This window comes from Microbulbifer maximicatervae (SeqCode) (assembly GCF_052468295.1).
Genome location: NZ_CP174340.1, coordinates 2,759,488 through 2,784,932 on the forward strand (window position 1 = coordinate 2,759,488; position 25,445 = coordinate 2,784,932).

A 25,445-nucleotide genomic window follows, 5' to 3' on the forward strand; every position below is an offset into this window, starting at 1 on the left:
CACTGAAAAGCGCTATTTAAATTGGCACTGAATTGTAGTTTTGGTATTTTCACACCGTCGTGAGATTCAGTACCTGTTTCTCGCTGTACCCTCAAGGAAGTGGGTAATCTCAGAAGTCGACATAAAGCTGGACCCCCAAAAGGGCCAATTCTTCTGCTCGTAAGGATGCGTGTCTATGAACAATCTCGCCACCCATATCGATCCCTGGCTCGACGCTACTACTTTAATTGGCCAAGAAAGCCAGATTCACCAACAGCCATTTCCTTTCTTCGTGGCCAAGAACTTGCTGGCCGAGAACCTGATGGCATCCTTTATCAAAGACTTCCCAAAGCTTAAAGGGGCCGGTTACCTTCCCTACGATAGAAGCAGTTGTGGCACCACAATAAATGAACTGATTGAACAGTTTAGGGCTCCAGAATTTGCCGATGCTATTGGCAACAACCTGGGTATTGAGAATCTTTCTCAATACCCAACCTATGTTTCCATTAGCCGTACACTCAAGAAACGCCACGGCCGCATCCATACCGACGGACAGTCAAAAATTGCTACCGCCCTGCTCTACCTGAACCCGGAGTGGTCCTTGGACGGCACAGGCTGCCTGCGCTTCTTAAAAAGCGGCGATAACTTTGAAGATACCGCAGCCCCAGAGGTAAAACCTTCGTACGGTACCCTGGCCGCATTTAAGCGAGCCGATAACTCGTTCCACGGACACTTGCCTTTCGAAGGTAAAAGATTGGTTATCCAGGTAGCCTGGTTAGTCAGCGATGCTGACAAAAACAGAAAGGCCAAGCGCGGCAAATTAGCTTCAAAACTCAAGCGTCTGCTGGGCTGGTTTGGAGGCAACTTTGCAGCCACACAAAATATGTAGCTACAGCCAATTCAATACCTACGATAGAGCCCGCATCCCTTACGGGCTCTGTACATACACACCTTCTTCCCTATCTCCATAGCACCCATTGCAAAAATAATAAACCTAACAACTTTAATTAGTGGAAAATACAATACGGGGAAACAGAGCCCAACGATTTAAAAGCACAGAGAAGAGTTAGGGAAAAATAGAGGTGACTTGGGCAGGAAAGGCAAATTTTCAATAAAATCTATTAACTACGCAGAGTACAGTTTAAGCAACCCTATTTTTAGATTACTTTTATTTATTATCTGCACCCTGCATAGCTGGCTGTAGCCGTTAAAGTTTCAGCATATTTCGTTAGTCGAAGTCATAGTCCATTAATTCACGCCTTAAACGCTTTTCCTCCAATTTGTCTTCTACCATTCGACGTGCGTCGCGTGGTGGCTGAGAGGTAGCTTCCTTCAGCACTTCAGTTGCAATTTGTGGAATACCCACATTATCAAAATCTAGGCGTCTTTCGTTAACGTGGCCGCTCATACGAAACTCCATAATCTTGATTAGAGAAAGCAGAAATATCCTTATCGCACCAAGGGTGCAATTGCAGGTTATCCAGCTCAATCAATCGTGGTCAAGCAATAATTTATCAAGTGGAAATGCGGCTTTTACGTCAAAACTTTCCAGCTGATCCCCGAACAAAGCTATCCGCAAAAACCGCCATTTCGAAGTCAAAGTAGCGAAGAAAAAAGACAGATTTATGAAGGTTTTTCGAAAATTTTAAGAAAAGGGAACGACGGGAATAGCAGTAACCGAGTGGCGCCAATGTTACCCTCAGTGACACAGCAAATTGGTACGATTTGATGGAAGGTGATTTAATGGTGAAAAGCATGACATGACACAGGGCTTTCCACAGGCTAGAATAGCGCCGCTCTTCAGCAGTGCTGACACCCGCCCCCGTCGGTTAACAGGATAAACCACGGACCTCCTAAGTCCGGACTGGTGGTTCGAGTCCACCCGGGGGCGCCATACATATCAAGGCAAATTAGCAAACGACTGCCTTTGCCGAATGCATAAACAACGCCAGGAATAACCCAGCCAATAGCACCCCACCCCAGAAGAGCCTGGTAGAACGGCTAATTGTTCTCCCGCGCCTGGCTTCGTTTCTTACAGTCTTTCCCATATCACAAATCCATTTGCCTACTTTTCGTCCATTCACCATAAATACTAACCGAAACCATTTCGCTGGTGAATCTCCATCTCAGGATAGACAAAGCCCGGCACAAGCCGGGCCCAGAACAATAGCAATGCAAGTATTGACGAACAGCGCCTACTGGTTAGTCCCGTTTGTGCCATTGCCACCATTACTATTGTTCATCTGAGTGCCATCCTGCATTTTTTTCTGCATTTTCATCATCTGCTTTTCAGCTTTGTCCTTCTTGTGGTGCATCCCCACCTTGTGCCACTCATCTTTGAACTTAGCCCAGAAAGATTCTTTTGGCGCTTTGGTGCAAGCGGTAATCACCATCGGCGTCACTTTTTCTGTGCCTTCAATATCCAGCATATCCCCCTCTTCCGTGCCTTTCTTGGCGTAGGCGGCAGCCCAATAAACTGCTTTAGGCTTAAACTCATCGTCGATAGCCAGGAAATCCGCACAGGTCCAGTCTTTCGCCGGCTTCTTGGGATGGTTATCCGCGAAGGCAGCAGAAGCAGCAAGACTGGCAATTACCAAAGGAAGAATGAACTGCTTACTTTTCACAATTAGATCTCCAAAATATCCAGGGTTATCACCCCGTGAATCAATTGCAGGTAATGTGCAATCCGCTCGCTACCCACGGGCCGGGGAGGACTGGCCGGCAAGTCACTAAAATGACTGCGACAAACAGCGAGGCAAGGAACAGCCCCGGATTCACCAGCCTTACGACAGCGGAAACGCAAGCCAAGACACTGAATCAACGAATGCTTGGCCCATTGAAAGGATAGACGCATTTTTCATTTTTTGGGAAAAATCAAAAACACTTTCTTACCCACTTGCATACAAACTTTATTGTTCTGACACATTCCAAGTGAAGAAGCAGGCTTTACCTATATACACCTTTAGCTATTAGCGCTCGGAATAGAGTTTGCTGCCTCCCATTTTTGACTGTGCCTACCCAGCCTTAGCAAAGAGAAACCTAACCAAATAAACCAGACTATTTGGGAAATTCCGAATATTTCTGTAAAGATATCGTCCGGATAGATAGTCGCAATTCCCGCCACTCCCACTAGCACTCCGATAAAGTTTAATGGCCGGGAAAAAAGTCCAATTTGCAATGCAGCAGTGCTAATTAGCAGAACCCAAAGTCCACCCACCAACTCATTGCCACCACCAAGACTCTCAACCATCAAGTATATTATTCCCCAGGTATCGAAAGCCTTCTGAACACTGACCTCCATAAGCCCCAAAGCATAGGCGAGCCCTATATTTGCGATCATACCGCTCGCTATTACAAGGCCCACCCAGACTGCTCCAAACAAGGATGCCAATGCAGCAATCTCTCTCCTCTTGCTTTTTAGCTTTTCATATAAGCTAACTACCACACAGCCCAGTAAGATCGCAAAGACCAAGTACATTAGGGTATAGGCAATATTAAAAATCAGTTGATTTTCCGCCAAGAACGTCATTTTTTCTATGGGGCTCCCAGCCGATGGAAAAGACCAAAAAGCACCAAAGAATACAAACGCACTAATATAAATTAACCCCATGCCAAACGCCGAGATACCAGCAACTCTATCCATAGCTCTCCCCTATCATCTTTGAACTCAATTCAATGCCTGTAAATATCACTTTAATTATGTAACCCAAGGAAGCCAAATTCGTAACGCCCCACCCTATCTAAGCGGCAAGTAATCCCAGAAATGAATATTCAGCAACAGAAGAAAATCACAGTGCTTTAACTGAAGTGTACATTAATGTCATTTCTGACTAGCGTTCATACCAGGACCTGTAGGTTAGGTGGATAGCTAAATATCACTATTGTTAACTAACCCGAAGGAGATAATAGGATGGGGAGCAAGGAGTGAAGGATCTAAATAACCTGGAGATCAGTAATTTCCATTAGGAGCCGATTTACTTAAAAATCAGCTCAATGTCAGCTCTAACGGTAGAGTGTCGTATTCAGTCGCCAAGCCGATACTTACGGGCCACAACCTCAAACTGACGAATATAAATGGCTTGGGCTGGCTTATAGGGCGGCAGCCACTGATCGGGCCCTTTATCTCCCTTACTGCGATTGTGGCCATCATCAACCAGCCACAAATTTGCAGGGTCTTCTGCAAAAGCTCTGCGCTGCTCCTGGCTCCAGCTAGCACCACCGTACTTATGAGCCCAAGATAGCGGTACTATATGCTCCACATCCAGATCCGAGGCTATTTCAAAAAACTGTCCCGTATAGGGGTCCATCCACAGGCCTGTAACCACTGTACAGCTCTTCTCATTGCTGAAGGCAACAGGAGCCAAAGAGAGACGGATCAATAGCTCCTGGCGAGTATTCTGGCAATCACCATCGACATCAGACCACCGTGGCAACCACTCACTGCGATCATAAGATTGAGGGGTTACTTCATAACACCCGCTGAGGGTCAGCATGGACACTATTAATAAAGACTTGAGTCGCATAAAGCTAAACTGCGGCTAATTACTGCTGGAGGAGCATTTTGATTGTAGTTTAAGGGCGCGTCAACAAGCACTTATCTTAACACAAAATTTATTCGAGGATATAAATAATAATCGAACCTGACAGAGATACGGGTTATTTAGCATGTGCAAACCTGTAGTAGTAAAAATATACAAATAGCGACAATTTATCGATACTGTATATACTTAAATCAATAAAATTCGTTAGCAGAACAATTCAATACATCTCAGCAACAATAGGGAAATACATGAAAACAATAACAACTTTAATCGTAGGATTTTTCCTTGGGGTAGGTTCCACTACCACCTTCCTTAGCTTTCGAGATTCCGGTACATCTGAAGTCTGGACTTTAACAAAATCGCTACAGACTAATGAAGGCATGATAATCCCAAGTGGTACACATCTTACAGTACATAAATACATGCCTGAAGGCTATGTATCCCTAGATCTTAACGTGAATGTAGAAGGAGTGATTCTAAAAAATTTTCACAACAAAACTATAAATAAAAATCACTTCAGATCACCTGTGTGGGCTGAAGAAGCAGTAAACAATTGAATCAGCATCAGCCAGAGGGAAACTGTGGCGTACCATATAATATCTTTATATCAAAGCCTAAAAATACTCCAACAAAGACTTATATAATTCAGTTTCAATAGAAGACCCTACGTGAGAAGCGAAGTAGAATGAGTGATATTGAAAAAATCATAGAATTTGTTATCGAAATTGAGAGGCTTAAAGCTGTCCTGAGGCAAACAAAGCCAGTCGGCATAAATCGTTACGAGAACTCAGCAGAGCATAGCTGGCATGTCTCCTTAATCGCACTTATGCTCAAAGACTACGCCAATGAACGTATTGATATTAGCCGCGTTGTTAAGATGCTATTGATACATGACCTGGGTGAAATTGGAGCAGGTGATCAAATTGTGTATCAACCACTCACCGACGAGCAACAATCAAGTGAGACCCAAAGTCTAGCGCAAACACTATCGATATTACCGGACAAGCTCTCAGCTGAATTTATAGCTTTATGGGAGGAATTTGAGGAAGGCGTTTCACCTGATGCTAAGTTTGCAAAAGCGATTGATAGAGTGCCGCCACTACTACATAACATTTATGGTAACGGCCATAGCTGGCAGAAACACAATATTTCCAAGGAACAGGTTTTCACTGTCAACTCAGAAAAAATAGCAAGTGGCAGTCATAAATTGTGGTCTACTATAGAGAAAAAGCTTCATGAAGCAATTGAGAGTGGAGCTTTAAAGTGATCAGAAGGCATCCATAAACTTGTATACAGTAATGCTACGAGTAGAATGCACTACTCTAACAGTGAGATAATTATAAAATTTTACATCTAGCTGGTACAGAGGTGCATATTAAATTAAAAATAGCAAGCACCTGAAATTATACCTTTAAGAAGAGTTTAACTTTTCCTAATTACCACTCTTGCTAAGTTATGCGTAACTGTATATAAATACAGCTATCTCGTTGATCTGCAAGGGAATACGCCATGGCTCGCAACAAGGTACAGTTTCAGAAGGGTATTAGTTTGACCCAATTCCTCAAAATGTACGGCAGCGAGGAACAGTGCTTCGATGCACTGTCGCAGTGGCGTTGGCCCAATGGCTTTAGTTGTCCTCACTGCGGGCATGACAAGCATTGCGACCTCGCTTATCGCAAGCTTAAGCAATGTAACCATTGTCGGCGTCAGACATCGATTACCTCTCGTACAATTTTTGACTCCACGAAGCTCCCCCTCACCACCTGGTTTCTCGGTATTTTCCTGATTACTCAGGATAAGAAGGGCATTTCCTCTATGGAGCTATCTCGACATCTAGGTATCTCTTACAACGCAGCATGGCGTATGAAGCAGAAACTCATGCAAGTGATGATGGAGCGAGACCAACGATACAAACTGTCCGGTTTTATTGAACTAGATGATGCCTATCTCGGTGGTGAGCGTACTGGATGCAAGCCCGGGCGCGGAGCCAAGGGTAAAACTCCCTTTGTGGCGGCCGTTGAAACAACCAAGGAGGGACGCCCAACCCGTATTAAGCTCTCAATTATCAAGGGCTTCAAAAGCAGTGAAATTTCAACCTGGAGTAAAAAGTACCTTTGCAGTGGCAGCACAGTCATCTCAGATGGTCTTCCATGCTTCAATGCCATTAAGGAGGCCGGTTGTGTACATGACAAAATTGTTTGTGGTGGTGGCCGAGCTTCTGTTGAAGAGCCTGAGTTCTATTGGGTAAATACAGTACTTGGTAATTTAAAGAGTGCGCTACGTAGCACTTACCATGCTATTAGGCCGAAATATGCACAGCGCTATTTGGCAGAATTTCAATATCGCTTTAATCGGAGGTTTGATTTGTCGGCACTCATTCCAAGATTGATTTACGTCTCTCTTCGGACACCACCGATGCCAGAAAGGTTGCTAAAAATTGGCTTAGCATAAGTGGTAATTAGGTAACTTTTTACTACTTCTACTGTACTTACATCCCCTCAATTTCACCACCCTCTTAAACACAGATCAAGCATAGCTGATAGGATATATATTCTCATTCAAAAGTTGACTTCCACATGAAAAATAATACCTACCCAGTAAGCGGTTGTTAACAAAGACACTTCGAGCTGCGCCTCGAACTACCAAAAAAAATAGGCCTACCTAAAGCTAGACTCTTTAAGCCTACAAAGATTGATCAATATCTCTGGGTATCTCACAAAGGATACCGTTAATCGAATCTACAAAAAGATGCAATGTGTCGTCTGGTAGACTTAAAGCAGCCAAGCCAAATAAAAGGTCAATAGGCTGTTCCTTCTACATTTAGAATAGATAATTTAGAGAGTGTAAAATTCACCTAGCCTCAATAACAGTACTCTGCAGGGCAACCTTCAAAACCTTACGCCTCTTGTAATCCCCACTCATTAACAGTACAAGAAACATCCTATTTCGCACATAGACATACTACAGATTAGCCATTTTCAAGATAACACGGAGTTAACGATCTAGATGAAAGAATCGCTGAGTTCGCTCAAAATTATCGCTGTTTTTTTAATCCTCACAGCGAGCCCCTACCCTCTCGGATACTGGCTAATTTTTCATATGGAAAGCGCAGTACCCTTAATGCTTTCTGTTGGTCTTGCCACGGTCATAACATGCTTGATATTCAAGAAGAGCCTGGGCTCCTTAGGGTGGTCTTGGGGAAGCTGGAGATATCAGTGGTTAAGCTATTTGGTACCCTTGGGCTATGTAGCAGCTGCCTACCTCATTATGTGGATCTTAGGTTTCGGGGAGTGGTATAACTCAGAATACGTTACTGCACTATAGAGAAGGGTATAAAGTAGATGGCTGGAGTGATACCAGTGTAATCCTCTTTAGATTCTTAATTACTGCAAGTATCAGCTTTATATTGATACTGCCTGGAGTTTTAGGGGAGGAGATTGGATGGCGTGGATTGCTTGTACCTGAGCTCTCAAAGCTTATGTCCTTCTCAGGGATCGCACTAACTTCTGGGTTTATATGGGCCGCCTGGCATTGGCCCATGATAGTAGCAGGTGTCTACGGGAATGGAACAGCCCCTCTCAGCTATCAGTTGTTTTTCTTTACGCTAGGCTTAATGTCAATGTCAGTCATCATGACTTACGTAAGATTAAAGACTAACAGTGTTTGGCCTGCCGTTATTTTCCACATGAGCCACAATGCATTTATTCAAAAATTCTTCAATCCATTGACCCTACAAAGCACAGATTCAGGTTGGTATCTCAATGAATTTGGTATGGTTTTACCTGTAGTTATTTTTTGTATCAGCATTTATTTCTGGAGAAAGGGCCAACAAGAGTTCGGCTCCGCTCAATCTGCAAGCGAACTGCTGTCTCCACAAAAATCTTGACGTAGCGCCATAGATGTGTGACAGAGGCTTGGATTAAGAACAATCATGAGTTTTGGGCAATTTTACCGCAGGCATATAGAAATACATTATGGATAATGAAGTAGATATTTTTGCTCCAGTTACTGATCTAGGAAAAAGAGATGCCCTTGAATGCTGGAGATGGCTAGTTGGCAAAAAGGCCTCCATGTGTCTTCTGACCTCCATGGGGGATTTATTCTTCAAAAGGAAGGAAGGCCTACTGAACAAGGAACGTGTCTATTTCCTAGATACTGGCACAGGAGAAATGGAACTTGCCGCTAAATCCTGGAGTACATTCCGAGAGATGATAGCAGCAATGAAAGATATTCCGGGCCACTGGTTTAAATATAGATTATTACTTGAGTTAGTGGACCAACCATTAACTCAAGGTTGTTGCTATTCACCAATCCGACCACCGATAATGGGCGGGGAGTACATTACAGAAAATTATCAATCTATATCTTGGGAAGTCCATCTAGATCTGTTAGGACAGATACATGAGCAACTCAGCGGCCTTCCCCCAGGAACACCAATAGCTGGTATAAGCTTAAAAATTGAAGAAGATTGAGAGGCCACCATTCAAAAGGGTTATCCCTAAATCCAGCATTTAAATCTATAATTTCATGTCAGGACTTGCCCTTATGATAAGCATTGAGTTTTTGATTACCTCTTTTATCGTTGTGCTGATACCTGGAACGGGAGTTCTATATACAGTTGCTGCGGGGCTATTTAAGGGTAAACGGGCAAGTATTTCTGCAGCGTTAGGTTGTACGCTAGGCATCATCCCCTCTATCCTTGCTTGCATCATGGGGCTGTCCGTAATCATTCATACCAGTGCATTAGCATTCCAGTTTGTAAAATATGCAGGAGTCGCATACTTATTGTACCTAGCTTGGTCAATGCTTAAATCTAGCAACTCCCTGACTCTAGAAGAAAATCAAAAGAAACAGAGTTTAACCTCAATTGCTTTCAAGGGATTCATGATTAATATCCTGAACCCAAAGCTAACCATCTTCTTCCTGGCATTCTTACCCCAGTTTATTCCCTCTCAATTACAGAACCCTTTAGATAGTATGCTGATTCTTGGACTTGCCTTCATGGCTATGACCTTTCTGGTTTTCACTGTTTATGGCTTACTAGCAACAGTCATTCGAAATTATGTTATTCACTCTGAAAAAATTAGCATTATTATCCAACGAGCCTTTGCTGGTAGCTTCGCAGCTTTAGGGCTCAAACTCGCCTTTACGAGCAGGGAATGAGCCCCCCATTAACAAAAACTGTAAAGCGATTACTAACATTAAGTTTAATATTGCTTTAGGCATACCTGATTCAAGCTTACCCCTAAGAATCTCAATCGTAAAAGAATAAGCACAAACAAGCATGAAAATTTTTTTGACCTTTTCGGCACTCGGATTTTTCTTAACTCCATCACCTGAAGTAGTCGCTTCAAAGGCAGACCTTATGACCAACAGCGCTATTGGTCAAATGCCCTCCCAGTCCTTTCCCTCTAGCGGCTCCGAATATTGGATAGAGCGAGAACAAGCAGTAAGTTTTGCAAAAACCGATGACTGGGAAAAAGCTATTCCCTTGCTCGAAAAACTAACCGCCCAATATAAAGATGATGGAGACACTTGGTTTTTACTCGGGCATGGATACATTGAGACGAACCAATGTAACAAAGCAATTCCCTCACTCAAACGAACCCTAGAACTAGGGACAATCATATCGGGGATAAGATCAGCTTCATCCCCCTCTAACGATATAATGATCAAAATTGCACAATGCTATTCCAAAATGGAAGAGAAAGACCAAGCGCTAGGCTGGATTCAAAAAGCACTCGATTTCAGATGGGATGACCGAAAGAGCCTCATTGGTAGTAGTGATTTTCAACACATATCTCAAGACGACATGTATAAGGAGCTTTCTGGGGAAAGCCAGCTGGAAAATTTATCGAGAGATGAACGCTGGATGACAGATTTAAACTTCCTAGCTGATGAAATATTACGCCTACATGTTAACCCCTACCATCACTCATCAAAGGAAGATCTAGCATTACACATAAACGAAATTAAAACAGAAATCCCCCACTTAACCGACCAACAAATCGTATTTAGAATGATGGCGCTACTTGCCAGCTTAGGGAATGGACACAACTTTATTGTCCCAACCCACTCTAGGAATGGCTCATTCAGCAAGTTACCAATCCAGCTCTATTGGTTTAATGATGGGATATTCATTGTAGGTGCCGATACCGAATATAAGCATCTTGTAGGGAAAAAACTCCTTTCTGTAGCCAACCAGCCGATAGATGCAGTAATGAAAAAGATTGCCACTGTAAATGCCCGCGATAACGAAATGCAACAATACTGGCTGGGGCCTTACTATCTGGCCTTACCGGAGGTTCTCGAGGGTTTAGGCATAGTAGAAAGTGCATCGAAGATCCCACTAACTTTGGAAGAAAAATCAGGAGCCAAAGAGCAAGTAGTTCTATCAGGAAAACCTTTCAACTTTACAGGTTTTCCAACCTTACCCGCACCTAATAATAGGGACAACTTACTTTACCTAAGGAACAAGAAAGAAAACTATTGGCTTGAATACAATTCTGACAATGATCTCCTATATTTACAATTTAATAGGGTCGCACAAGATAAGTCACACCCACTGGACGTATTCAGTAAAAAGATCACAGCATTCACCAAGGGTAGAAAAGTCAAAAATCTTGTTCTAGATTTGCGTCACAACAGCGGCGGCAATGGTTCTATTATCCCTCCCTTAACAAGATCGTTAATTCATTTTTCAGAAAATAGCGAAGAGAATAATCTATTTGTGATTATTGGACGGAATACCTTCTCCGCTGCACATTTGTTACTTGCAGACCTCGATCGCTTGACTGACATCATCATTGTCGGTGAACCAAGTGGGAGCAGACCCAACCATTTAGGTGAGGCGGGATGGTTTAAACTTCCTTACAGCGGTGTCTGGGGAATTATTTCATCTCAATATCATCAGGCCTCAAAGGCCGAAGATCATCGCATCTGGATTGCACCACATGTTCCCGTAACACTCTCATCTGAAGAGTATTTCGCAGGAGAAGACCCCGTAATAAATCATATAATTAGAATAATAAGCCACAAAAAAGAAAAAGCAGCAATACCCTCACCAGGGTCAGTTAGCACGGCAGGACTTTAGAGTTAATTATACAAAGGAGACGGATCAACATGTCTTTAACTTGGGTTATTGTAGGCTCATTTCTTCAATTATCTTTTTGCGGATTCCTTTTTATGATGGCGCATTCGCTGGAGGTGGCGTAGCTAATAGAGGAAATTTATCAAAACTTTCATCAGTGATACTTGCGGCTTCCCTATACTTATTACCCTCAATTAGCGTACTTGCCGCCGGTATTGTTATATACCAATACAACCTCGGAGGGGACGCCTCCTCTTATTGGTGGCACTTCATGCCTATTGCAGCGGCGGCTTTATATATCATTTATATAAACTCACTATGGGAAAAATAGCGTAACATAAAAGAAATCAATAGGAGTTTCATCTGTGAGTAAATGCCTGCTTTTTGATAACGATGGCACCTTAGTTGATAGCGAACATCTCTCCAGTATTGGCTTAGCTATGATGTTCGAAAATTACGGAATAAAACTAGGGAGCCTCTGAATAACTCCGTAATGCCTCTGCGGGTCTTGAAGGCTGCAGATGTTAGGCGCAGCTCGCCGCGAATGGCCGTAGCCCTTGGCAAGAGCTGCAACGCAGCAGCTGTGGCCTTCAAGGCCCGCCCTTCGGGGCTTGCAGAGGTATCACGGAGTTATTCAGAGTCTCCCTAGATGCTGATGAACTGGTCATAAGATTTAGGGGTTGGAAACTGGCAAGCATTCTATCCCTATTAGAAGAAGAGAATAATATCAAACTGAAAAGCAATTTTGTTGCAGCTTATCGCGATATAGTCACAAAACTCTTTACCAGAGAGTTAAAACCTGTTGAAGGTGTAGCAGACGCTCTTGAGGCACTTGATGGTGAGAAAGCGGTAGTATCTAGCGGCCCCCTGCAAAAAATCAAGCATGCATTAGATATATGCGGGCTATCTAAGTATTTCGGAAATAATTTATTCAGTTCATATGAAGTAGGTATATGGAAGCCTGACCCAGGCATATACCTACATGCCGCCAAAAGTATGGGCCACCATCCTAAGAACTGCTCCGTTATAGATGATGGGCCAGTGGGAGTTAAGGCTGGTATAGAAGCAGGCATGAAAACTTACTTTTTTAATCGTTTTAATGAAGAATCTAATACCGTTGGCGTAGTGTCCTTTCAAGCGATGAGAGAGTTACCAAAACTAATAGGTAACTAATCCCCCAAGAACACTATACCTTTAGTTTATTACCATCATTCATTCAAGCTCATGCTACAACCGGTCATCATGGGCGGCAGAGAAAAGATGGTTCCCGACAAGCAATATCTATTTGGCTCTTTGCCCATGGGAGGTACAATTTAGCCATTAACAGTAGTGCAAAATATAGACAGAAAACCTATCATTCCATGTCTAATAGGATGTCAGTTTCACACGACACCTCTAGCACTAACCCTTATACCCATCCTCACAAAACCTACATCTGGCTACAGTAAGAATGTTCTCAAAGTTATTTAAAAAGAGTAAACCACGAGTCTATCTGGATAAAATGATTGTCGTCTCACAGAATGAATTTAGCAAGATTGGTGCTTGGGGAGCTTTTAAGGGCGAAGATTTAGAGGCGGGCATTCGTCATAGGCTGGTAGAAATTTTCTCCTTACCACATATATCGAGTCGAATAGAACCTAAATCCAATGATTTAGCACTAGAGGTTGTAGTCTTAAAAGTAAGAGGGGGTGAGTTTGACACCGCATACTTTGGAGAATTTGGTGCAATGCCTGTATTCTGGCGGCCAAAGATTGAGGTCGCAGCTCGACTCTATTACGCCGACTCCAATAAAACACACTCCTCTTATAGGGCTCGAGAGAAAATGCCATGGAGAGAATATTTTTGTAGTGGTCTAATCCTTCCGGACACTTCGCTAAGATGGTAAAACTACCAAGCGAGGTGAAGTATGACAACAAAAGGTACACGCCGGTATTTCAAGCCGGAATTTAAGAAAGACGCCGTAGCGCTAGTCTCTGAGCAAGGGTATTCAATTTCTAAAGCAGCAGAGGCTGTAGGAACAACAGCCAATAACCTGCGACGCTGGATAAAGGAACTGAAGCAGGAAGAAGACGGTGTAAGGTTGGATGTAGGTGAGCGCGCAGAATTAGAGCGATTACGACGTGAAAATAAGCAGTTGCGGATGGAGAAAGAAATCCTAAAAAAGGCCAGCGCCTTCTTTGCGAAAGAAATGAAATAAAGTACAGCTTTATTGAAAAACAGCAAGGCAGCTTTCCTGTTAGGGTGCTCTGCCGGGTAATGCAGGTAAGTAAGACTGGCTATTACGATTGGTGTTGCCGTGGTAATAGCTCAATAGATGCTCAAACATGGCAACTATGCCATCGTTTGAAGGCCCTATTTGCAGAATCTAGACAGAGCCTCGGAAGTCGTCGGTTAATGAAGCTGTTACGTAAAGAAGGTTTTGAAGTCGGGCGCTATCGAGTCCGCAAGCTCATGAAAAAGCTAGGCTTGGCAGTAAAGCGTAAGAAGCGATTTACAATAACGACAGACAGTAAACATCACCTACCGGTCGCAGAGAACCTTCTGAATAGGGAGTTCTCACCGAGTGCTAAAAATCAAGTTTGGACGACTGATATTACATATATTTGGACTTCGCAGGGCTGGTTGTACTTGGCGGTAGTGATTGATCTCTATTCGCGCCGGATTATTGGTTGGCATCTAGATCGGAAGATGGAAACGGCCCTGGTAACTCGTGCGTTGATGATGGCTGTCAATTTGCGTTCGCCCCCAAAAGGTCTCCTGCATCACTCTGATCGTGGCAGTCAGTATGCCAGCCATACCTACCAAACGTTATTGAGTCAGCATGGGATGGTGTGTTCAATGAGCCGTAAGGGAAATTGTTGGGACAACGCACCGACTGAACGTTTCTTCAGCAGCCTGAAGCGGGAGTGGGTAACGGGAAACCTTTATCCGACAAGGGAGGATGCGGTAGCAGATGTAAGAGCCTATATTGCTTATTACAACTCACGAAGAATACATACAACACTGGGAGACCTAGCCCCTATCGAATTTGAGAAATGTGCTTAAAGAAGTGTCCGGTTGGAGTTGACCACAACATTTTCAGGAGTATTCAGCCTAAGAGGGATGCTCAGATATAGGCCTGTTTTTGGAGCAAAAGAGCTAGAACCTATTCTCTATAGAGCATGTGAAAAGCTGCTTGCCAGTATGGTGAAGTCAGTATGAAATATTGTAGATTTAGGCAATCCGCTACTACTTACGGACTTATTTTTTCCTGCGATAGAGATATCACAGCCCTAAGACAGGATATTAAAGTAACCAGCACTTTTGAGAGTTATCGAGAGGGTGATTTTTAAGTATAGCCAGATTTGCAGATAAGCTACTAGAATGAAGGGGCTTATCAACCCCATACCCTTTCAAACTTAATAATAATATTAAAGAACTGGCCTTGAAGTAACAATCAGGCACGGCTTGTGAAGGGTACTGCACTAAATCGTATACTTAACAATAACCTTAACTTTCTGGTGATTGTAATGCTCAAAATCAAAGAAGCCGCCGCTTTTATTCTAGTCGCGTCCCTGATGGGGTGCTCCTCAGATACTCCAGAGGATCTCAAGCCCACCACACCGGTCGGTTCAGACAAGGATGCCCACGGATGTATAAACTCAGCCGGCTACCTTTGGTGTAGTAAAACTAAAGAATGCGAACGACCATGGGAACTTGCAGAGAAGGCTGGCTTTGCTAACACTCCCAGCAATTTTGATGAGTATTGCGGTAATAAATAGGGTCTCTGCCTAGCAGCCTCCTCCGACTATAGGAGAAAGCGGTGGCAGCTAAGGTCTTTGGTACTCAAGACTAAAGAACAAAAACTTCAGAAATAAAAAAAGCCCGGCATAAGCCGGGCTTTTAGAAGATGGCGGTGAGGGAGGGATTCGAACCCTCGATGCCTTACGACATACACACTTTCCAGGCGTGCTCCTTCGACCACTCGGACACCTCACCAAATTGTCACCCCCTGCGAGGGCCTTCCGCCTTAAAGCGGCCTCTCTTACCAGCAAAACCCTTAAGTAAATCAATAGGATAGCTGTTATATCGTCGAGAGAGTGCGCACTTTACCCAAATGTCGAAGAAAATTCCAGTGGAATCTGGGGTGAATGTGTACTTACCTTTTTCTTAGTGCTCATGCTCAGCTACTAGCGGCTTCCCTGAGAGCCCACATAAGCCATTGAATGGCTCCCCAACTGCCTCCTCTTACACCGCCGCCAAACTGGCCAACTATGCTTGGAAAAAGCTTTGCGCCCACCCCACCCCTATTAGGGTTTGTTTATTGCGTTATAGCTGATAACTCGGCGTAGTGAGTTGATACTAGCTGCGTAACTCTCACTGCCTCCAAATACTTTGTAGGCAGTTCTGAGACTATTGCCATTATTTAAATGGCCGATAGCGCAAACTTCCAACAAGCCACTCTAAATGAAAGAAAAAATAGGAAATAGAGAAGATTGCTGAATAAGAAGTTTTCACTTAGTAGGTACAAATTTTATTTAGATAATTTGTCTCAATAAGAGCCAAAATATAAATATGTATGACTTTAACCCAAAAAAGTAGACAGTGGAGCTGCAGGCAAAAGCAAGGAGAAGAGCTAACTCACAGTTAAAATTCCCTCAAAACTAACTTAGCCCACAATTTAGACAGCAGGGATAATAGCAACAAAAATGAGTACCTATATAAAATACTACAGCAGAATGAGTAAAGAGGCCTTTGTGCACCCCTTAAGTCTAACAGCCCGTCAATTACAAACGCAGTAGTATTTGGCAAACCCTTCTAAGATGAGATCCCCCCTTAGCAAAGCCCAAAAATCTCTAGGCTGACGAGTAGAATCGCCAAAGAAGACATAGAGAAACCAATCGAAAGGCAGAAACAAAAAAGCCCGGCATAAGCCGGGCTTTTAGAAGATGGCGGTGAGGGAGGGATTCGAACCCTCGATGCCTTGCGACATACACACTTTCCAGGCGTGCTCCTTCGACCACTCGGACACCTCACCAAATTGTCACCCTTCGCGAGGGCTCTCCGCGTTGTAGCGGTCTCTCTCTTCAGCGAAATCTTCAAGGAAATCAGGAAGATAGCTGCTGTGTCGTCGAGAGAGCGCGCACTTTACCCAAATGTTCCTTGTTGTGCAAGCACTAATGCGAAAAAAGTCTCTCTGGCTGTTAAAACGGGGCATCATGAGGGAGCTCAGACTATCCGCTACAAGTCACCACGGCTATTTGCCCCCTCAAATGAGCCCCTCAGCTATCGCAGGTTTGGTGGCTAGACTCTGTGAGTCGATTGATCCAGGCTCTATATTAGTCCGACCAGCATTAGTTTTCCGGCCTGCTCTGCCCCTTCAGTTCTCCAATATATGGGCTGTACAACTTATGTAACCCCTTGACTCAAAGGTGAATATAAGCCCGGCTTTATCTGAGGCCGATACCCAACCCCTTAAAGCAGCTATAGGAAAACTTGCCTTTTGCTGACACCCCCCTTTTCTCTTCACCTGTACAAGTCACCCGGATTCCTGAGCTCAGATTGATCTAGGTTAGTAATGTCGAAAAAGCACCCTGTCATAATCTTTTGTCTGCTGTAGAGTCAGTGGTCGCTATCTATATAAACCTTGATACACAAAGCCCTAAGGTACCCTCCCTGCCTAAACTGCAAATCTGCCATGAAAATTGGGAGGTTCTGAGGCTGGAGGTGCGGTAATATCACTGGCAACAACAACGAGAAAAATATCACTTGCATGCACAGTTTTTTCGCATTCTGTTCCTCGGAAGAGTAAACTGCGCTGCTGGAGTCACGGCGTGGCTATACGGTGGATGGGGAAATCGGAGCCACCCTATCGCCAACGCGCAAGGTGTTCACTTTCTGCTCAAACGGACAAAGAACAACACAAATGCAGGACCAGCTTGAGGAGAGCACGGGGCGGAATGTTAACCCTCGCTACTCCACCTATTTTCGCACCCTGATTTTATTTGCCGCTGCCGGTACCCTGGCAAACGCGGTGAATTGGGATGCGCCATGGCAATCAGACAAGCTGGTTATTACCGGATCTGCTCTTTTTATCATTGCTTATACCGCTCTCGCCCAATTTATCCTCTACAAAACTGGCGATAAAAAAGCACTGAAAACCCGCCGCTGCCTTTCTTTCCTGGATACAGTACTGATCGGCATCACCATATCCCTGGCAGACTTCAGCATGCTGCCCTCGCTGCTGCTGGTTACCATGGTCCAGCTGAATGCCCTCACTGGGGGCGGCGGTGGTCGCGCTTGGTTTGAGCACAATACCGGCTTATTGGTTGGGGTCGTTATCGGGTACCTGATGCACGAACCATCCTTACTGGTGAGCGCTGACCTCACTATCAGCACCGTAAGCCTGATCTGTATTCTGGCCTATTTATGCGCCTATGCATTCTTTACCCACCGCCAGATTGGCCAGCTTAAGGAAGCCAATCACTCCCTGATGGTTGAGCAGCGCGTTAGCAAGGTTCGCTCCTACAAACTTTCCAAGTACTTGCCACAAAAGCTGTGGCGCTCTGTCACTACTGGGGATGAAGAAGCTCTGGTGACCCAGAGAAAGCTCCTCACCGTTTTCTTTTCTGACATCAAAGACTTCAGCCAGCTCACCGAGGAATTAGAGGCAGAGACCTTTACCCAGCTGCTCAATAATTACCTCTCTGAAATGGCACGCATCGCTGGGCAATACGGCGGCACTATCGATAAGTTTATCGGCGATGCGGTAATGGTTGTTTTTGGGGACGATGAGAGTAAAGGACCAAAGTCAGACGCTCTGCGCTGCGTAGCTATGGCCCTGGCGATGCGTAAACGCGTACGTGAAATGAAGCAGGAATGGTACAACAAAGGTATCTCGCGCCCCCTGCAGGTTCGTATGGGTATTAATACCGGCTACTGTACTGTCGGCATTTTTGGTACTGCCAACTACCAGTCTTACACGGTGATGGGTACCCACGTTAACCTCGCCTCTCGATTGGAAGGCGCCGCCCAGCCGGGAGAAATCCTGATTAGCCACGAGACCTGGGCCATGATCAAACACACAGTAATGTGCCGGGACAAAGGGCACATCACCGTAAAAGGTATTAGTACCCCGGTGAAGGTTTACCAGGTTACTGATCTGCGTAAGAACCTGGGTGGCCAGCAGAGTTACTTGGAGGAGCATGCCCCCGGATTCTCAATGCATTTAGACCTGGATAAAATCCGAAATTACGATAAGGAAAAGGTTTTACAGTCCCTACAAAAAGCAGCATCCAACCTGAAGAGCAAAGTCATTATCTAATTTTATAAAAGGTGCGTAAGCGTAAAACGCTACATAGTAGTATGCATACGCACCGCCAGGTTCCCCATAATCCAGACTGTACCCAACACAATAATCAAAAGAATTAAGCTAGAGAAAAGAATTAACGCCAGGTTATCCCTCCGGTCCCGTTGGGTCGTTACGTTCAAGAAATATTTTAATTGCACTACCAGTTGCGCAACCCCTAGTAACGCAACGAGAATCAAGACACTTTTATTCTCCCTTCCGATCGTCAGCACTGCGGCAAAAGCCGCAAGAGTGAGTACAATAGACAGGATATAACCTGTGATATACAGCCGCAGGTGTTGTGCAAAAGTCGGTTCTTTAGCCATAGACCCAGCCACCGAAATAAACCACGGAAAAAATTCCGATCCAAATCAAATCGAGGAAATGCCAGAATAATGCCAGGCGCAGAAAGCGCAGCTTTACGACATCCCCCAACCCCATAGTGAAAACCTGAACGATCAAAACGATCATCCATAGACAGCCGAAAGTGACATGGAGACCGTGCAAGGGCACTAAACCAAAAAATGCTGACAGGTAACCACTGCGCTGTGGCACCCCTCCCTTCTCGGCCATCCCGGCAAAGTCGTACAGCTCCAATGCCAGGAAACCCATGCCCAGCAACAGGGTTATCACCACCCAAAATAGAAAGGCAGCGCGACTGCGTTCATGCTTAACAATAACTGTCGCAATACCCGCAGTGAGGCTACTGGTTAGAAGAAGCATCGTTTGGGCGAACAAGCTGCCGAAATCAAAAAGCTCTTTCGGGCCCGGCCCTCCGGCGGTAGCGCCCACCATGGTGATATAAATCGCAAATACCACCCCAAAGAAAATCAGGTCGCTCATCATGAAGACCCAGAAGCCAAAGATCACCATATCGGGATCTCTGTGGATGGCTTCGTGGGGATTGATACTGCCCGGGCTTTTCGGTGAAGAGACGGGATTCATTTAGATCTCCAGCTTCGCAAGGCCGACATTTCGCGGGGAATCTTCCAGGTCCCGGCTCACTGCCTCGCTCTTCTCGACCAAGGCCAACCAAGCTTCCGTATCCTTCTCTAACTGACTGGCAGGAATAATATATTCCGTTTCTTTGCGGAAGGTGGCCGCGATAACTGCAACCAAAATGGTTAATGCGGAGATCAGTGCAAGCCACCAGATGTACCAAACCAGGGCAAACATCAAAATTCCACTGACAACGCACAAAATAAATCCGAGAGGATTATTTTTAGGGAGCTCTATGTCTCGATAGACTTTAGGCCGCTTATAGGCTTCACCGTGCTCCTTAGCCTCAGTAAATGCATCCCGATCAGTAACCTTGGGTATTTCAACAAAGTTATAAGCCGGTACTGGAGCGGGAGAGTTCCACTCCAAGGAGCGTCCATCCCAAGGATCACCCACAGGAACCTGGGTTTTCTTTCGGTCCCTGATGCTTACGATAAATTGAATAACCAGCGAAATTAACGCCGCCAGAACAATCATTGCGCCGATAAAAGCAACGATCATGTACGGCTTGAATGTGAGATCGGCATAGCTGAATGATCGTCTTGGCATCCCCAATAAGCCGGCGCCATAGAGCGGGAAGAATGTCACCATAAATCCTGCAAACCAGAGATAGGCTGAGCGTTTACCCCATTTATCATTAAGGCGGAAACCAAATGCTTTGGGGAACCAGTAGTTGTACCCTGCCAAAATTCCAAACAACACGCCGGGTATCAGAACATTGTGGAAATGCGCCACCAAGAACAGTGTATTGTGCACTTGGAAATCGACAGTGGGGTTAGCCAGGATAACGCCGGAGAGGCCACCAATCACAAACAGGATTAAAAATCCGATGGCATAAACCATTGGAGTGGTAAAACGTATTCGACCGCGATACATGGTCGCCATCCAGTCGTAAACTTTCACTCCGGTCGGCACCGCGATCAGCATAGTCGCTATACCAAAGGCAATATTGATCGTCGGACTCTGCCCCATGGTAAAAAAGTGATGTAACCACACAGTAAAGGACAGGATCGCAATACACATGGTGGCAATCACCAGGGATTTATAGCCGTACAGGGTTTTGGCCGAATAGGTAGAAAAGACCTCGGAGAAAATACCATAGGCTGGCAACACCAACAGATAGACCTCAGGGTGACCAAAGAGCCAAAACAAATTGGCATAGTTCATCATATTTCCACCGAGGTCATTGGTGAAGAAGTGGAAATCCAGGTAGCGATCCAAGCCCAACATCAGTGCGGCAACGCTGAGAGGTGGCATTGCGAAAATCATTAGAATGGAGGCACAGAGTACGGTCCAACAAAACAGTGGCATACGGAATAGGTGCATTCCTGGACCACGGCATTTATACACGGTGACGGTGAAATTAATCCCCGTTAATGTCGTCCCCGCCCCAGAAAATACGATCGCCCATATCCAGTAGTCAGGCCCAACCCCAGGGCTAAAATCCGCCCCCGTATAAGGCGGATAAGCCGACCAACCCCCAGTAGAAAACTGCCCCACCACCAGAGAGACCATCAACAAAATACCGGAGGAAACTGTCACCGCCAGGCTGATTTGATTAAGTACCGGGAAGGCCACATCACGGGCACCAATCTGCAGCGGCATAGCGAAATTAATAAGGCCCACCAAAAACGGAACTGCCACAAAAAACACCATTATGGTGCCGTGTGTACTGAACAACTGGGCAAAGTGATCTGCATAGAGGAAGCCTTCCGGTGCGGCGGCTTGCTGAGCACGCATTACCATCCCCTCCAGCAACCCTCGAACCAACATCACGATCGCAAAAGCGATATACATAATGCCGATTCTTTTGTGATCAGTGCTGGTCAACCAATCCCGCCAGAGTGTTCCCCAGACTTTAAACCAGGTCAATAAAAACAGGATTCCCACTGTTGCCAGTATTACTATCGAGCCCGCCACACTGGCAACGGCCTCACTGACTGAGGGCCGCTCAAGAAACCCGCTAAACACCAGAGAATCCCAATTGAGCTTACCCAGCCAACCGTAATCCAAATTGTTCATGGCTGCGCTCCCTCGGCATCATCCTCGCCCCGGCCGAATTTTCGGGTGCCGGGCTGCTCTTCGATGCTCAGCGGTTTACCGGAGTGATAACGCATTACTATTTCGTGAAAAAGGTCTGTGCCCGGCAAGTTAAAATACAGTGTATTTTCTGGCATCTTGCTATTTCCCAAGACTTTGTATGCTTGTTTTTTGGTGTTTCGCTGTGCCAGGCGGTTATAATTTTCTGGACTCAGGACAATCCCACCCGTCCGTACTTGCTTTACCCAGGTTTCAAAGTCCTCATCAGTCACAACCTTGACTGCAAAATTCTGGTCGACAAAACCATTGCCGGTGTATTGGGTATTCTCCCCTCTGGTGTCGCCAGTTTTTGTACCGATAAAATTGAGCTTTGTCGTCATACCCGGCATCACATAGATCTGCCCAGCCAATGCAGAAATAAAGAACGACTGCATTACCGTATCGCTGGTTAATATCATGGAGACTGGAGTGTGTACCGGTACAACCAATTCACCGACTGTTGCAATATCCAGCTCCGGATAGATAAATAACCACTTCCAGTCGAGCCCCACCACCTGCACTTTTACCGGGGGTACAACGCCCTGTATTTCCTTGTAGGGATCGAGCCGCGCCGTTGCACGCCAGAGCATCACTGACAGCACAATTATGACCAGGAATGGCACACCCCACATAATGACTTCGAGCGGACCATAGGTTTCCCATTTTGGCGCATAGAATCCATGACCTTTTTTTCTTCGGTATTTAAAGAGGATTACTGGCACCAGGATGAATACCGGGAGAACAGCAACCATGGTGAGTGCCATAGCCCAAAAGAAGTGTACTTTCTGCTCCTCTGCCACTGGTCCCAACGGCATCAGAAAAGTTTCAGAAGCACTGGCTGAATAGGGGATTAATAAAATTGAGAGAAAAACGGGCAGAATAAACAATAATCGTGGAGCGTGCACATCAACACATCTCCAGTACCTTAGACACACACGCCAAAAAACCACAGGGGCTTTTAGATTCCAATCCATGGTAAAGCCTACCGCCAAAAGTAGTTAGCCGGCATCTATTCCTGCTAACGCTTTGAATTCCTTTTCGAACCATTGAACGCGCACTCTTTGATAGGCCCATCAACGGTTTGTCTCACCAGAATAGCTGAATACAACAGTTCTATTGCCCTGGAGAAAGGTTCGATAAAAATCACGATAAATTAGCGGCTATAAAACGCCATTGCCAGACATAGTGCGAATCATCACCTCTACAAACTCGCGTAAATCTCTCTCATTGGGATGGCGCAGCTCCTCCCCTGAATACTTGTATAAAAAAGTATCCGACTGAACCGACCAATAAACTTCGTCACTAGGCGCCGAATATAGACGTGTCTCCACAACAGCAACCTGGGAGTTGCGGATATTCGGGTTGATCCGTTTTAATGCCAATAATTGGGTAACCAATAAAGTGTCAAATCCTCTCTCCCGGAGTAAAGGTGCAATCTCCCCCATTGAGGGAACACCAGTTATTGCCCCGAGAGCACTCCAGGAATGCGCATCAATACCCGTATCCTGCAGTTGCATGACCCACTCCCTTTCTACCTGCCCACCGACTATCGGCCTCGGTACCAGGGTATATGCGAGTACCAGGGTTTTTCCTAAGCTTTGAATACCAATATATGGGGACTGCCATACCCGCGTAACCACGGTACTGGCTGAAGTCCATCCGAGCAGAAGAGAAATCACTGAAAGGCTGCATAACAACCGAATAACTCGTGCTTGAAATAGCTTCTCTCGTTTGACTCGCATATACCTGAACACCTCGTTTAAACACTTTACTTTCTTAAAATGTCATTCGGGTCGTAAATTGTGTCCGCACCAAAGAACCCCTATCTCCATCTTTGTCTTTGCGAGCGCCGTAGAGCACCTCGATTCCAGTCAACCAACGGGGAAAGGGTAACCAGACAATATTGATACTGCGGTATTGGGTTGCTTTGTAGGCCTCACCGGGTTGGAAGTCCAGATTATCCTGCCTTACCCTGCCGTAGGTCGCTACGGTATACAGGCAAGGAGTCCACCAGTGCTGGTACCCCAGATACCAGGCTGTAGTGTTTAGTGCCTCTACGGAGTTATCAAAAAAATCATAAGCTGCATCTGGTGGCGCGTCATTAAGTAGACCGCTATATCCCGCACCGACGGACAAAGAGTAATAAAGGACATCCTTGGAAAGTACGCCGGGCATATTGAAAGTGCCGCTTAAATTTAATCCCCAGCCGGTGGTCGATACGGCTGAATCCGGATCGCCACTCGCGCGCAAATCCCTTAATACCAAACCCGCTTGTACCTGGGACCTAGGCAAGTCCGACTCCAGCGCAAATACCGCATCAGGCCAGCGTGCAACCTCGGTTGCATCCTCGAATATTTGTGAATCTGGCGCTTCAATAGCCACCTGAAAGTAATACTGTGGCCCGTACCTCTTAATCCATCGGACCATTGAATGGCGCAAGCCAAATGCCGAATTAGGCCCCTGGAAATCCAGAGTATTGGGGACCGCTTCCAAGTTCGCGAATGTTGACCACTGCTGCCCCACAAGAATACTGCCCCCCCAAAGCGCATTACTCACTTCTCCATAAGCTTTGCGCATACGGGGGTTGGGAGTGGTAACACTGGAGTCCTGCAGGAAGTCCATCGAAATCAGGGTTTTAAATTCACGTCCCTCCCAGTGCTGCAGGGTCTCAAATACCAACCTGGAGGTCTGCACGGTAAATTCTGTCTGCCCGTCCGCTCCCTCTGCAGCCGTTTTGTCGAAAGTCACAATATCGGCAGGTACAAATTGTGCGGGGCTGATGATCGCGTCGGTATCATAATTGACATCCAAGTCCGCAAAGCCACTGATCTTCGCCTTCATGGTATTTCCCAACAAGGGAATGGAGCCAGGCCACTCCGTTGTCGCATTGGCAATCACATCTTCGATGTCACTGGGGTCAGGTACCGCCTGATCAGACTGGGCCCGCGGCGGAGGCAGCGAACCAGGTGGAACTTCCTGGCGTATTTCCTCAATCTGTCGCTGTAAATCATTCATATCCTCCTTGCTCACCGGTGCTTCAACGGGCTGTACAGGAGTTACTTCCAGAGACGGTCGGGATGGTGGTGCCCGTTGCATTTGCTCAATTTGCCGACGCAGGGCTTCTAGGTCTGCCTGTTGTTGCTGAATCTGGGCCTGCTGCTCTTCCAGCTGCTGTTGCTGGGCCTCAATCACCCGTATCAGATCATCAGCTTTAACATAAACTTCTGCAGTGGAGGATTGGGAAAAAAGAAGTGGGGCAAAACCGATTACTACGGCAGGAATTACTGGGGACTGCGTATTAATCTCCATCTGTCAGCCTCAACTCCACCTCCTGTGGGGCGGCCAACACAACTGCACTGTCGGTTTCCCCGGCCTATCTGGAAAGCGTAGCTTAAGAGACCGCAGCGCCAACCCAGGTCGGCCTTAGAAA

23 protein-coding genes and 3 tRNA genes are annotated in these 25,445 nt (G+C 45.6%); 13 read left to right on the plus strand and 13 right to left on the minus strand.

Features of this window, described 5'->3' with window-relative positions; translation table 11 throughout:
* Window positions 1–175: 175 nt before the first annotated feature.
* The gene (locus tag ACJJIQ_RS12515; protein WP_445364774.1) at window positions 176–868 is read left to right on the plus strand and encodes a 2OG-Fe(II) oxygenase; all 693 of its coding nucleotides are present in this window, start codon (window positions 176–178) and stop codon (window positions 866–868) included.
* Window positions 869–1,207: 339 nt separating this feature from the next.
* Here the strand turns inward: ACJJIQ_RS12515 and ACJJIQ_RS12520 are convergent, their stop codons facing one another.
* Window positions 1,208–1,387, minus strand: a complete 180-nt coding sequence (locus ACJJIQ_RS12520) for a PA3496 family putative envelope integrity protein (RefSeq protein ID WP_108735213.1) — start codon at window positions 1,385–1,387, stop codon at window positions 1,208–1,210.
* Window positions 1,388–1,797: 410 nt separating this feature from the next.
* Between ACJJIQ_RS12520 and ACJJIQ_RS12525 the strand changes: the two genes are divergently transcribed.
* A tRNA-Arg gene (locus ACJJIQ_RS12525) sits at window positions 1,798–1,873 on the plus strand.
* A 301-nt stretch (window positions 1,874–2,174) separates the two neighbouring features.
* On the opposite strand, the gene hdeA is transcribed toward ACJJIQ_RS12525, so the two are convergent.
* From hdeA to ACJJIQ_RS12545, 4 genes are all read right to left on the minus strand, one after another.
* Complete coding sequence (gene hdeA, locus ACJJIQ_RS12530) at window positions 2,175–2,603, minus strand: acid-activated periplasmic chaperone HdeA (protein ID WP_445358700.1); 429 nt, start codon at window positions 2,601–2,603, stop codon at window positions 2,175–2,177.
* Between the two features lie 2 nt (window positions 2,604–2,605).
* Window positions 2,606–2,833, minus strand: coding sequence for a hypothetical protein (locus tag ACJJIQ_RS12535; RefSeq protein WP_445364775.1), 228 nt, complete (start codon window positions 2,831–2,833; stop codon window positions 2,606–2,608).
* A 108-nt stretch (window positions 2,834–2,941) separates the two neighbouring features.
* Entirely contained in the window at window positions 2,942–3,622 is a 681-nt protein-coding gene (locus tag ACJJIQ_RS12540) for a hypothetical protein (RefSeq protein ID WP_445364776.1), read from the minus strand.
* 379 nt (window positions 3,623–4,001) lie between these two features.
* Entirely contained in the window at window positions 4,002–4,502 is a 501-nt protein-coding gene (locus ACJJIQ_RS12545) for an HNH endonuclease family protein (RefSeq protein WP_445364777.1), read from the minus strand.
* Between the two features lie 266 nt (window positions 4,503–4,768).
* Between ACJJIQ_RS12545 and ACJJIQ_RS12550 the strand changes: the two genes are divergently transcribed.
* The 10 genes from ACJJIQ_RS12550 to ACJJIQ_RS12595 all read left to right on the plus strand — a co-directional run bounded on the left by ACJJIQ_RS12550 (window position 4,769) and on the right by ACJJIQ_RS12595 (window position 15,371).
* The gene (locus tag ACJJIQ_RS12550) at window positions 4,769–5,077 is read left to right on the plus strand and encodes a hypothetical protein (RefSeq protein WP_445364778.1); all 309 of its coding nucleotides are present in this window, start codon (window positions 4,769–4,771) and stop codon (window positions 5,075–5,077) included.
* A 128-nt stretch (window positions 5,078–5,205) separates the two neighbouring features.
* On the plus strand, window positions 5,206–5,787 hold the full coding sequence (locus tag ACJJIQ_RS12555) for an HD domain-containing protein (RefSeq protein ID WP_445364779.1): 582 nt from the start codon (window positions 5,206–5,208) through the stop codon (window positions 5,785–5,787).
* Window positions 5,788–6,029: 242 nt separating this feature from the next.
* On the plus strand, window positions 6,030–6,971 hold the full coding sequence (locus tag ACJJIQ_RS12560; RefSeq protein WP_445362153.1) for an IS1595 family transposase: 942 nt from the start codon (window positions 6,030–6,032) through the stop codon (window positions 6,969–6,971).
* 1,000 nt (window positions 6,972–7,971) lie between these two features.
* A complete protein-coding gene (locus ACJJIQ_RS12565; RefSeq protein ID WP_445364780.1) occupies window positions 7,972–8,406 on the plus strand; it encodes a CPBP family intramembrane glutamic endopeptidase in 435 nt (144 codons plus the stop codon).
* An 88-nt stretch (window positions 8,407–8,494) separates the two neighbouring features.
* The gene (locus ACJJIQ_RS12570; protein ID WP_445364781.1) at window positions 8,495–8,992 is read left to right on the plus strand and encodes a T6SS immunity protein Tdi1 domain-containing protein; all 498 of its coding nucleotides are present in this window, start codon (window positions 8,495–8,497) and stop codon (window positions 8,990–8,992) included.
* A 73-nt stretch (window positions 8,993–9,065) separates the two neighbouring features.
* The gene (locus ACJJIQ_RS12575) at window positions 9,066–9,683 is read left to right on the plus strand and encodes a LysE family translocator (protein WP_445364782.1); all 618 of its coding nucleotides are present in this window, start codon (window positions 9,066–9,068) and stop codon (window positions 9,681–9,683) included.
* Window positions 9,684–9,804: 121 nt separating this feature from the next.
* Window positions 9,805–11,613, plus strand: coding sequence for a hypothetical protein (locus ACJJIQ_RS12580; RefSeq protein WP_445364783.1), 1,809 nt, complete (start codon window positions 9,805–9,807; stop codon window positions 11,611–11,613).
* Between the two features lie 663 nt (window positions 11,614–12,276).
* On the plus strand, window positions 12,277–12,783 hold the full coding sequence (locus ACJJIQ_RS12585; protein ID WP_445364812.1) for an HAD-IA family hydrolase: 507 nt from the start codon (window positions 12,277–12,279) through the stop codon (window positions 12,781–12,783).
* A 733-nt stretch (window positions 12,784–13,516) separates the two neighbouring features.
* Window positions 13,517–14,655, plus strand: a protein-coding gene (locus tag ACJJIQ_RS12590) for an IS3 family transposase (RefSeq protein WP_445354143.1) whose coding sequence is annotated in 2 segments (ribosomal slippage) — window positions 13,517–13,766 and window positions 13,766–14,655 — 1,140 coding nt in all. Because the reading frame shifts where the segments join, the coding sequence is not laid out codon by codon here.
* A gap of 464 nt (window positions 14,656–15,119) precedes the next feature.
* Window positions 15,120–15,371, plus strand: coding sequence for a hypothetical protein (locus ACJJIQ_RS12595; protein WP_445364784.1), 252 nt, complete (start codon window positions 15,120–15,122; stop codon window positions 15,369–15,371).
* Window positions 15,372–15,500: 129 nt separating this feature from the next.
* On the opposite strand, the gene ACJJIQ_RS12600 is transcribed toward ACJJIQ_RS12595, so the two are convergent.
* Both ACJJIQ_RS12600 and ACJJIQ_RS12605 read right to left on the minus strand, forming a co-directional pair.
* Window positions 15,501–15,588, minus strand: a tRNA-Ser gene (locus tag ACJJIQ_RS12600).
* Window positions 15,589–16,539: 951 nt separating this feature from the next.
* Window positions 16,540–16,627: transfer RNA gene (locus tag ACJJIQ_RS12605), tRNA-Ser, on the minus strand.
* An 888-nt stretch (window positions 16,628–17,515) separates the two neighbouring features.
* On the opposite strand from ACJJIQ_RS12605, the gene ACJJIQ_RS12610 reads away from it, so the two are divergent.
* Window positions 17,516–18,913, plus strand: coding sequence for an adenylate/guanylate cyclase domain-containing protein (locus ACJJIQ_RS12610; RefSeq protein WP_282933535.1), 1,398 nt, complete (start codon window positions 17,516–17,518; stop codon window positions 18,911–18,913).
* A 29-nt stretch (window positions 18,914–18,942) separates the two neighbouring features.
* Here the strand turns inward: ACJJIQ_RS12610 and cyoD are convergent, their stop codons facing one another.
* The 6 genes from cyoD to ACJJIQ_RS12640 all read right to left on the minus strand — a co-directional run bounded on the left by cyoD (window position 18,943) and on the right by ACJJIQ_RS12640 (window position 25,324).
* Window positions 18,943–19,263 carry a cytochrome o ubiquinol oxidase subunit IV gene (gene cyoD, locus ACJJIQ_RS12615; protein WP_444912603.1) on the minus strand — a complete coding sequence of 107 codons (321 nt, stop codon included), beginning with the start codon at window positions 19,261–19,263 and terminating at the stop codon, window positions 18,943–18,945.
* On the minus strand, window positions 19,256–19,882 hold the full coding sequence (locus ACJJIQ_RS12620) for a cytochrome c oxidase subunit 3 (protein ID WP_444894403.1): 627 nt from the start codon (window positions 19,880–19,882) through the stop codon (window positions 19,256–19,258). The genes cyoD and ACJJIQ_RS12620 overlap by 8 nt, the downstream gene beginning before the upstream one ends.
* Window positions 19,883–21,958, minus strand: coding sequence for a cbb3-type cytochrome c oxidase subunit I (locus tag ACJJIQ_RS12625; RefSeq protein ID WP_413665088.1), 2,076 nt, complete (start codon window positions 21,956–21,958; stop codon window positions 19,883–19,885).
* Window positions 21,955–22,920, minus strand: coding sequence for a cytochrome c oxidase subunit II (locus ACJJIQ_RS12630; protein ID WP_444912602.1), 966 nt, complete (start codon window positions 22,918–22,920; stop codon window positions 21,955–21,957). The genes ACJJIQ_RS12625 and ACJJIQ_RS12630 overlap by 4 nt, the downstream gene beginning before the upstream one ends.
* Window positions 22,921–23,175: 255 nt before the next feature.
* Entirely contained in the window at window positions 23,176–23,757 is a 582-nt protein-coding gene (locus ACJJIQ_RS12635; protein ID WP_444894406.1) for a hypothetical protein, read from the minus strand.
* Between the two features lie 34 nt (window positions 23,758–23,791).
* A complete protein-coding gene (locus ACJJIQ_RS12640) occupies window positions 23,792–25,324 on the minus strand; it encodes a DcaP family trimeric outer membrane transporter (protein WP_445364785.1) in 1,533 nt (510 codons plus the stop codon).
* Between the last annotated feature and the right edge of the window lie 121 nt (window positions 25,325–25,445).

Bases quoted from the DNA above. Each gene is read 5' to 3' on its own strand.
- ACJJIQ_RS12515 (WP_445364774.1), top strand. From the start codon at position 176: ATGAACAATCTCGCCACCCATATCGATCCCTGGCTCGACGCTACTACT.
- ACJJIQ_RS12520 (WP_108735213.1), bottom strand. From the start codon at position 1,387: ATGAGCGGCCACGTTAACGAAAGACGCCTAGATTTTGATAATGTGGGT.
- ACJJIQ_RS12535 (WP_445364775.1), bottom strand. From the start codon at position 2,833: ATGCGTCTATCCTTTCAATGGGCCAAGCATTCGTTGATTCAGTGTCTT.
- ACJJIQ_RS12540 (WP_445364776.1), bottom strand. From the start codon at position 3,622: ATGGATAGAGTTGCTGGTATCTCGGCGTTTGGCATGGGGTTAATTTAT.
- ACJJIQ_RS12545 (WP_445364777.1), bottom strand. From the start codon at position 4,502: ATGCGACTCAAGTCTTTATTAATAGTGTCCATGCTGACCCTCAGCGGG.
- ACJJIQ_RS12550 (WP_445364778.1), top strand. From the start codon at position 4,769: ATGAAAACAATAACAACTTTAATCGTAGGATTTTTCCTTGGGGTAGGT.
- ACJJIQ_RS12555 (WP_445364779.1), top strand. From the start codon at position 5,206: ATGAGTGATATTGAAAAAATCATAGAATTTGTTATCGAAATTGAGAGG.
- ACJJIQ_RS12560 (WP_445362153.1), top strand. From the start codon at position 6,030: ATGGCTCGCAACAAGGTACAGTTTCAGAAGGGTATTAGTTTGACCCAA.
- ACJJIQ_RS12570 (WP_445364781.1), top strand. From the start codon at position 8,495: ATGGATAATGAAGTAGATATTTTTGCTCCAGTTACTGATCTAGGAAAA.
- ACJJIQ_RS12575 (WP_445364782.1), top strand. From the start codon at position 9,066: ATGATAAGCATTGAGTTTTTGATTACCTCTTTTATCGTTGTGCTGATA.
- ACJJIQ_RS12580 (WP_445364783.1), top strand. From the start codon at position 9,805: ATGAAAATTTTTTTGACCTTTTCGGCACTCGGATTTTTCTTAACTCCA.
- ACJJIQ_RS12595 (WP_445364784.1), top strand. From the start codon at position 15,120: ATGCTCAAAATCAAAGAAGCCGCCGCTTTTATTCTAGTCGCGTCCCTG.
- ACJJIQ_RS12610 (WP_282933535.1), top strand. From the start codon at position 17,516: ATGCAGGACCAGCTTGAGGAGAGCACGGGGCGGAATGTTAACCCTCGC.
- cyoD (WP_444912603.1), bottom strand. From the start codon at position 19,263: ATGGCTAAAGAACCGACTTTTGCACAACACCTGCGGCTGTATATCACA.
- ACJJIQ_RS12620 (WP_444894403.1), bottom strand. From the start codon at position 19,882: ATGAATCCCGTCTCTTCACCGAAAAGCCCGGGCAGTATCAATCCCCAC.
- ACJJIQ_RS12625 (WP_413665088.1), bottom strand. From the start codon at position 21,958: ATGAACAATTTGGATTACGGTTGGCTGGGTAAGCTCAATTGGGATTCT.
- ACJJIQ_RS12635 (WP_444894406.1), bottom strand. From the start codon at position 23,757: ATGCGAGTCAAACGAGAGAAGCTATTTCAAGCACGAGTTATTCGGTTG.
- ACJJIQ_RS12640 (WP_445364785.1), bottom strand. From the start codon at position 25,324: ATGGAGATTAATACGCAGTCCCCAGTAATTCCTGCCGTAGTAATCGGT.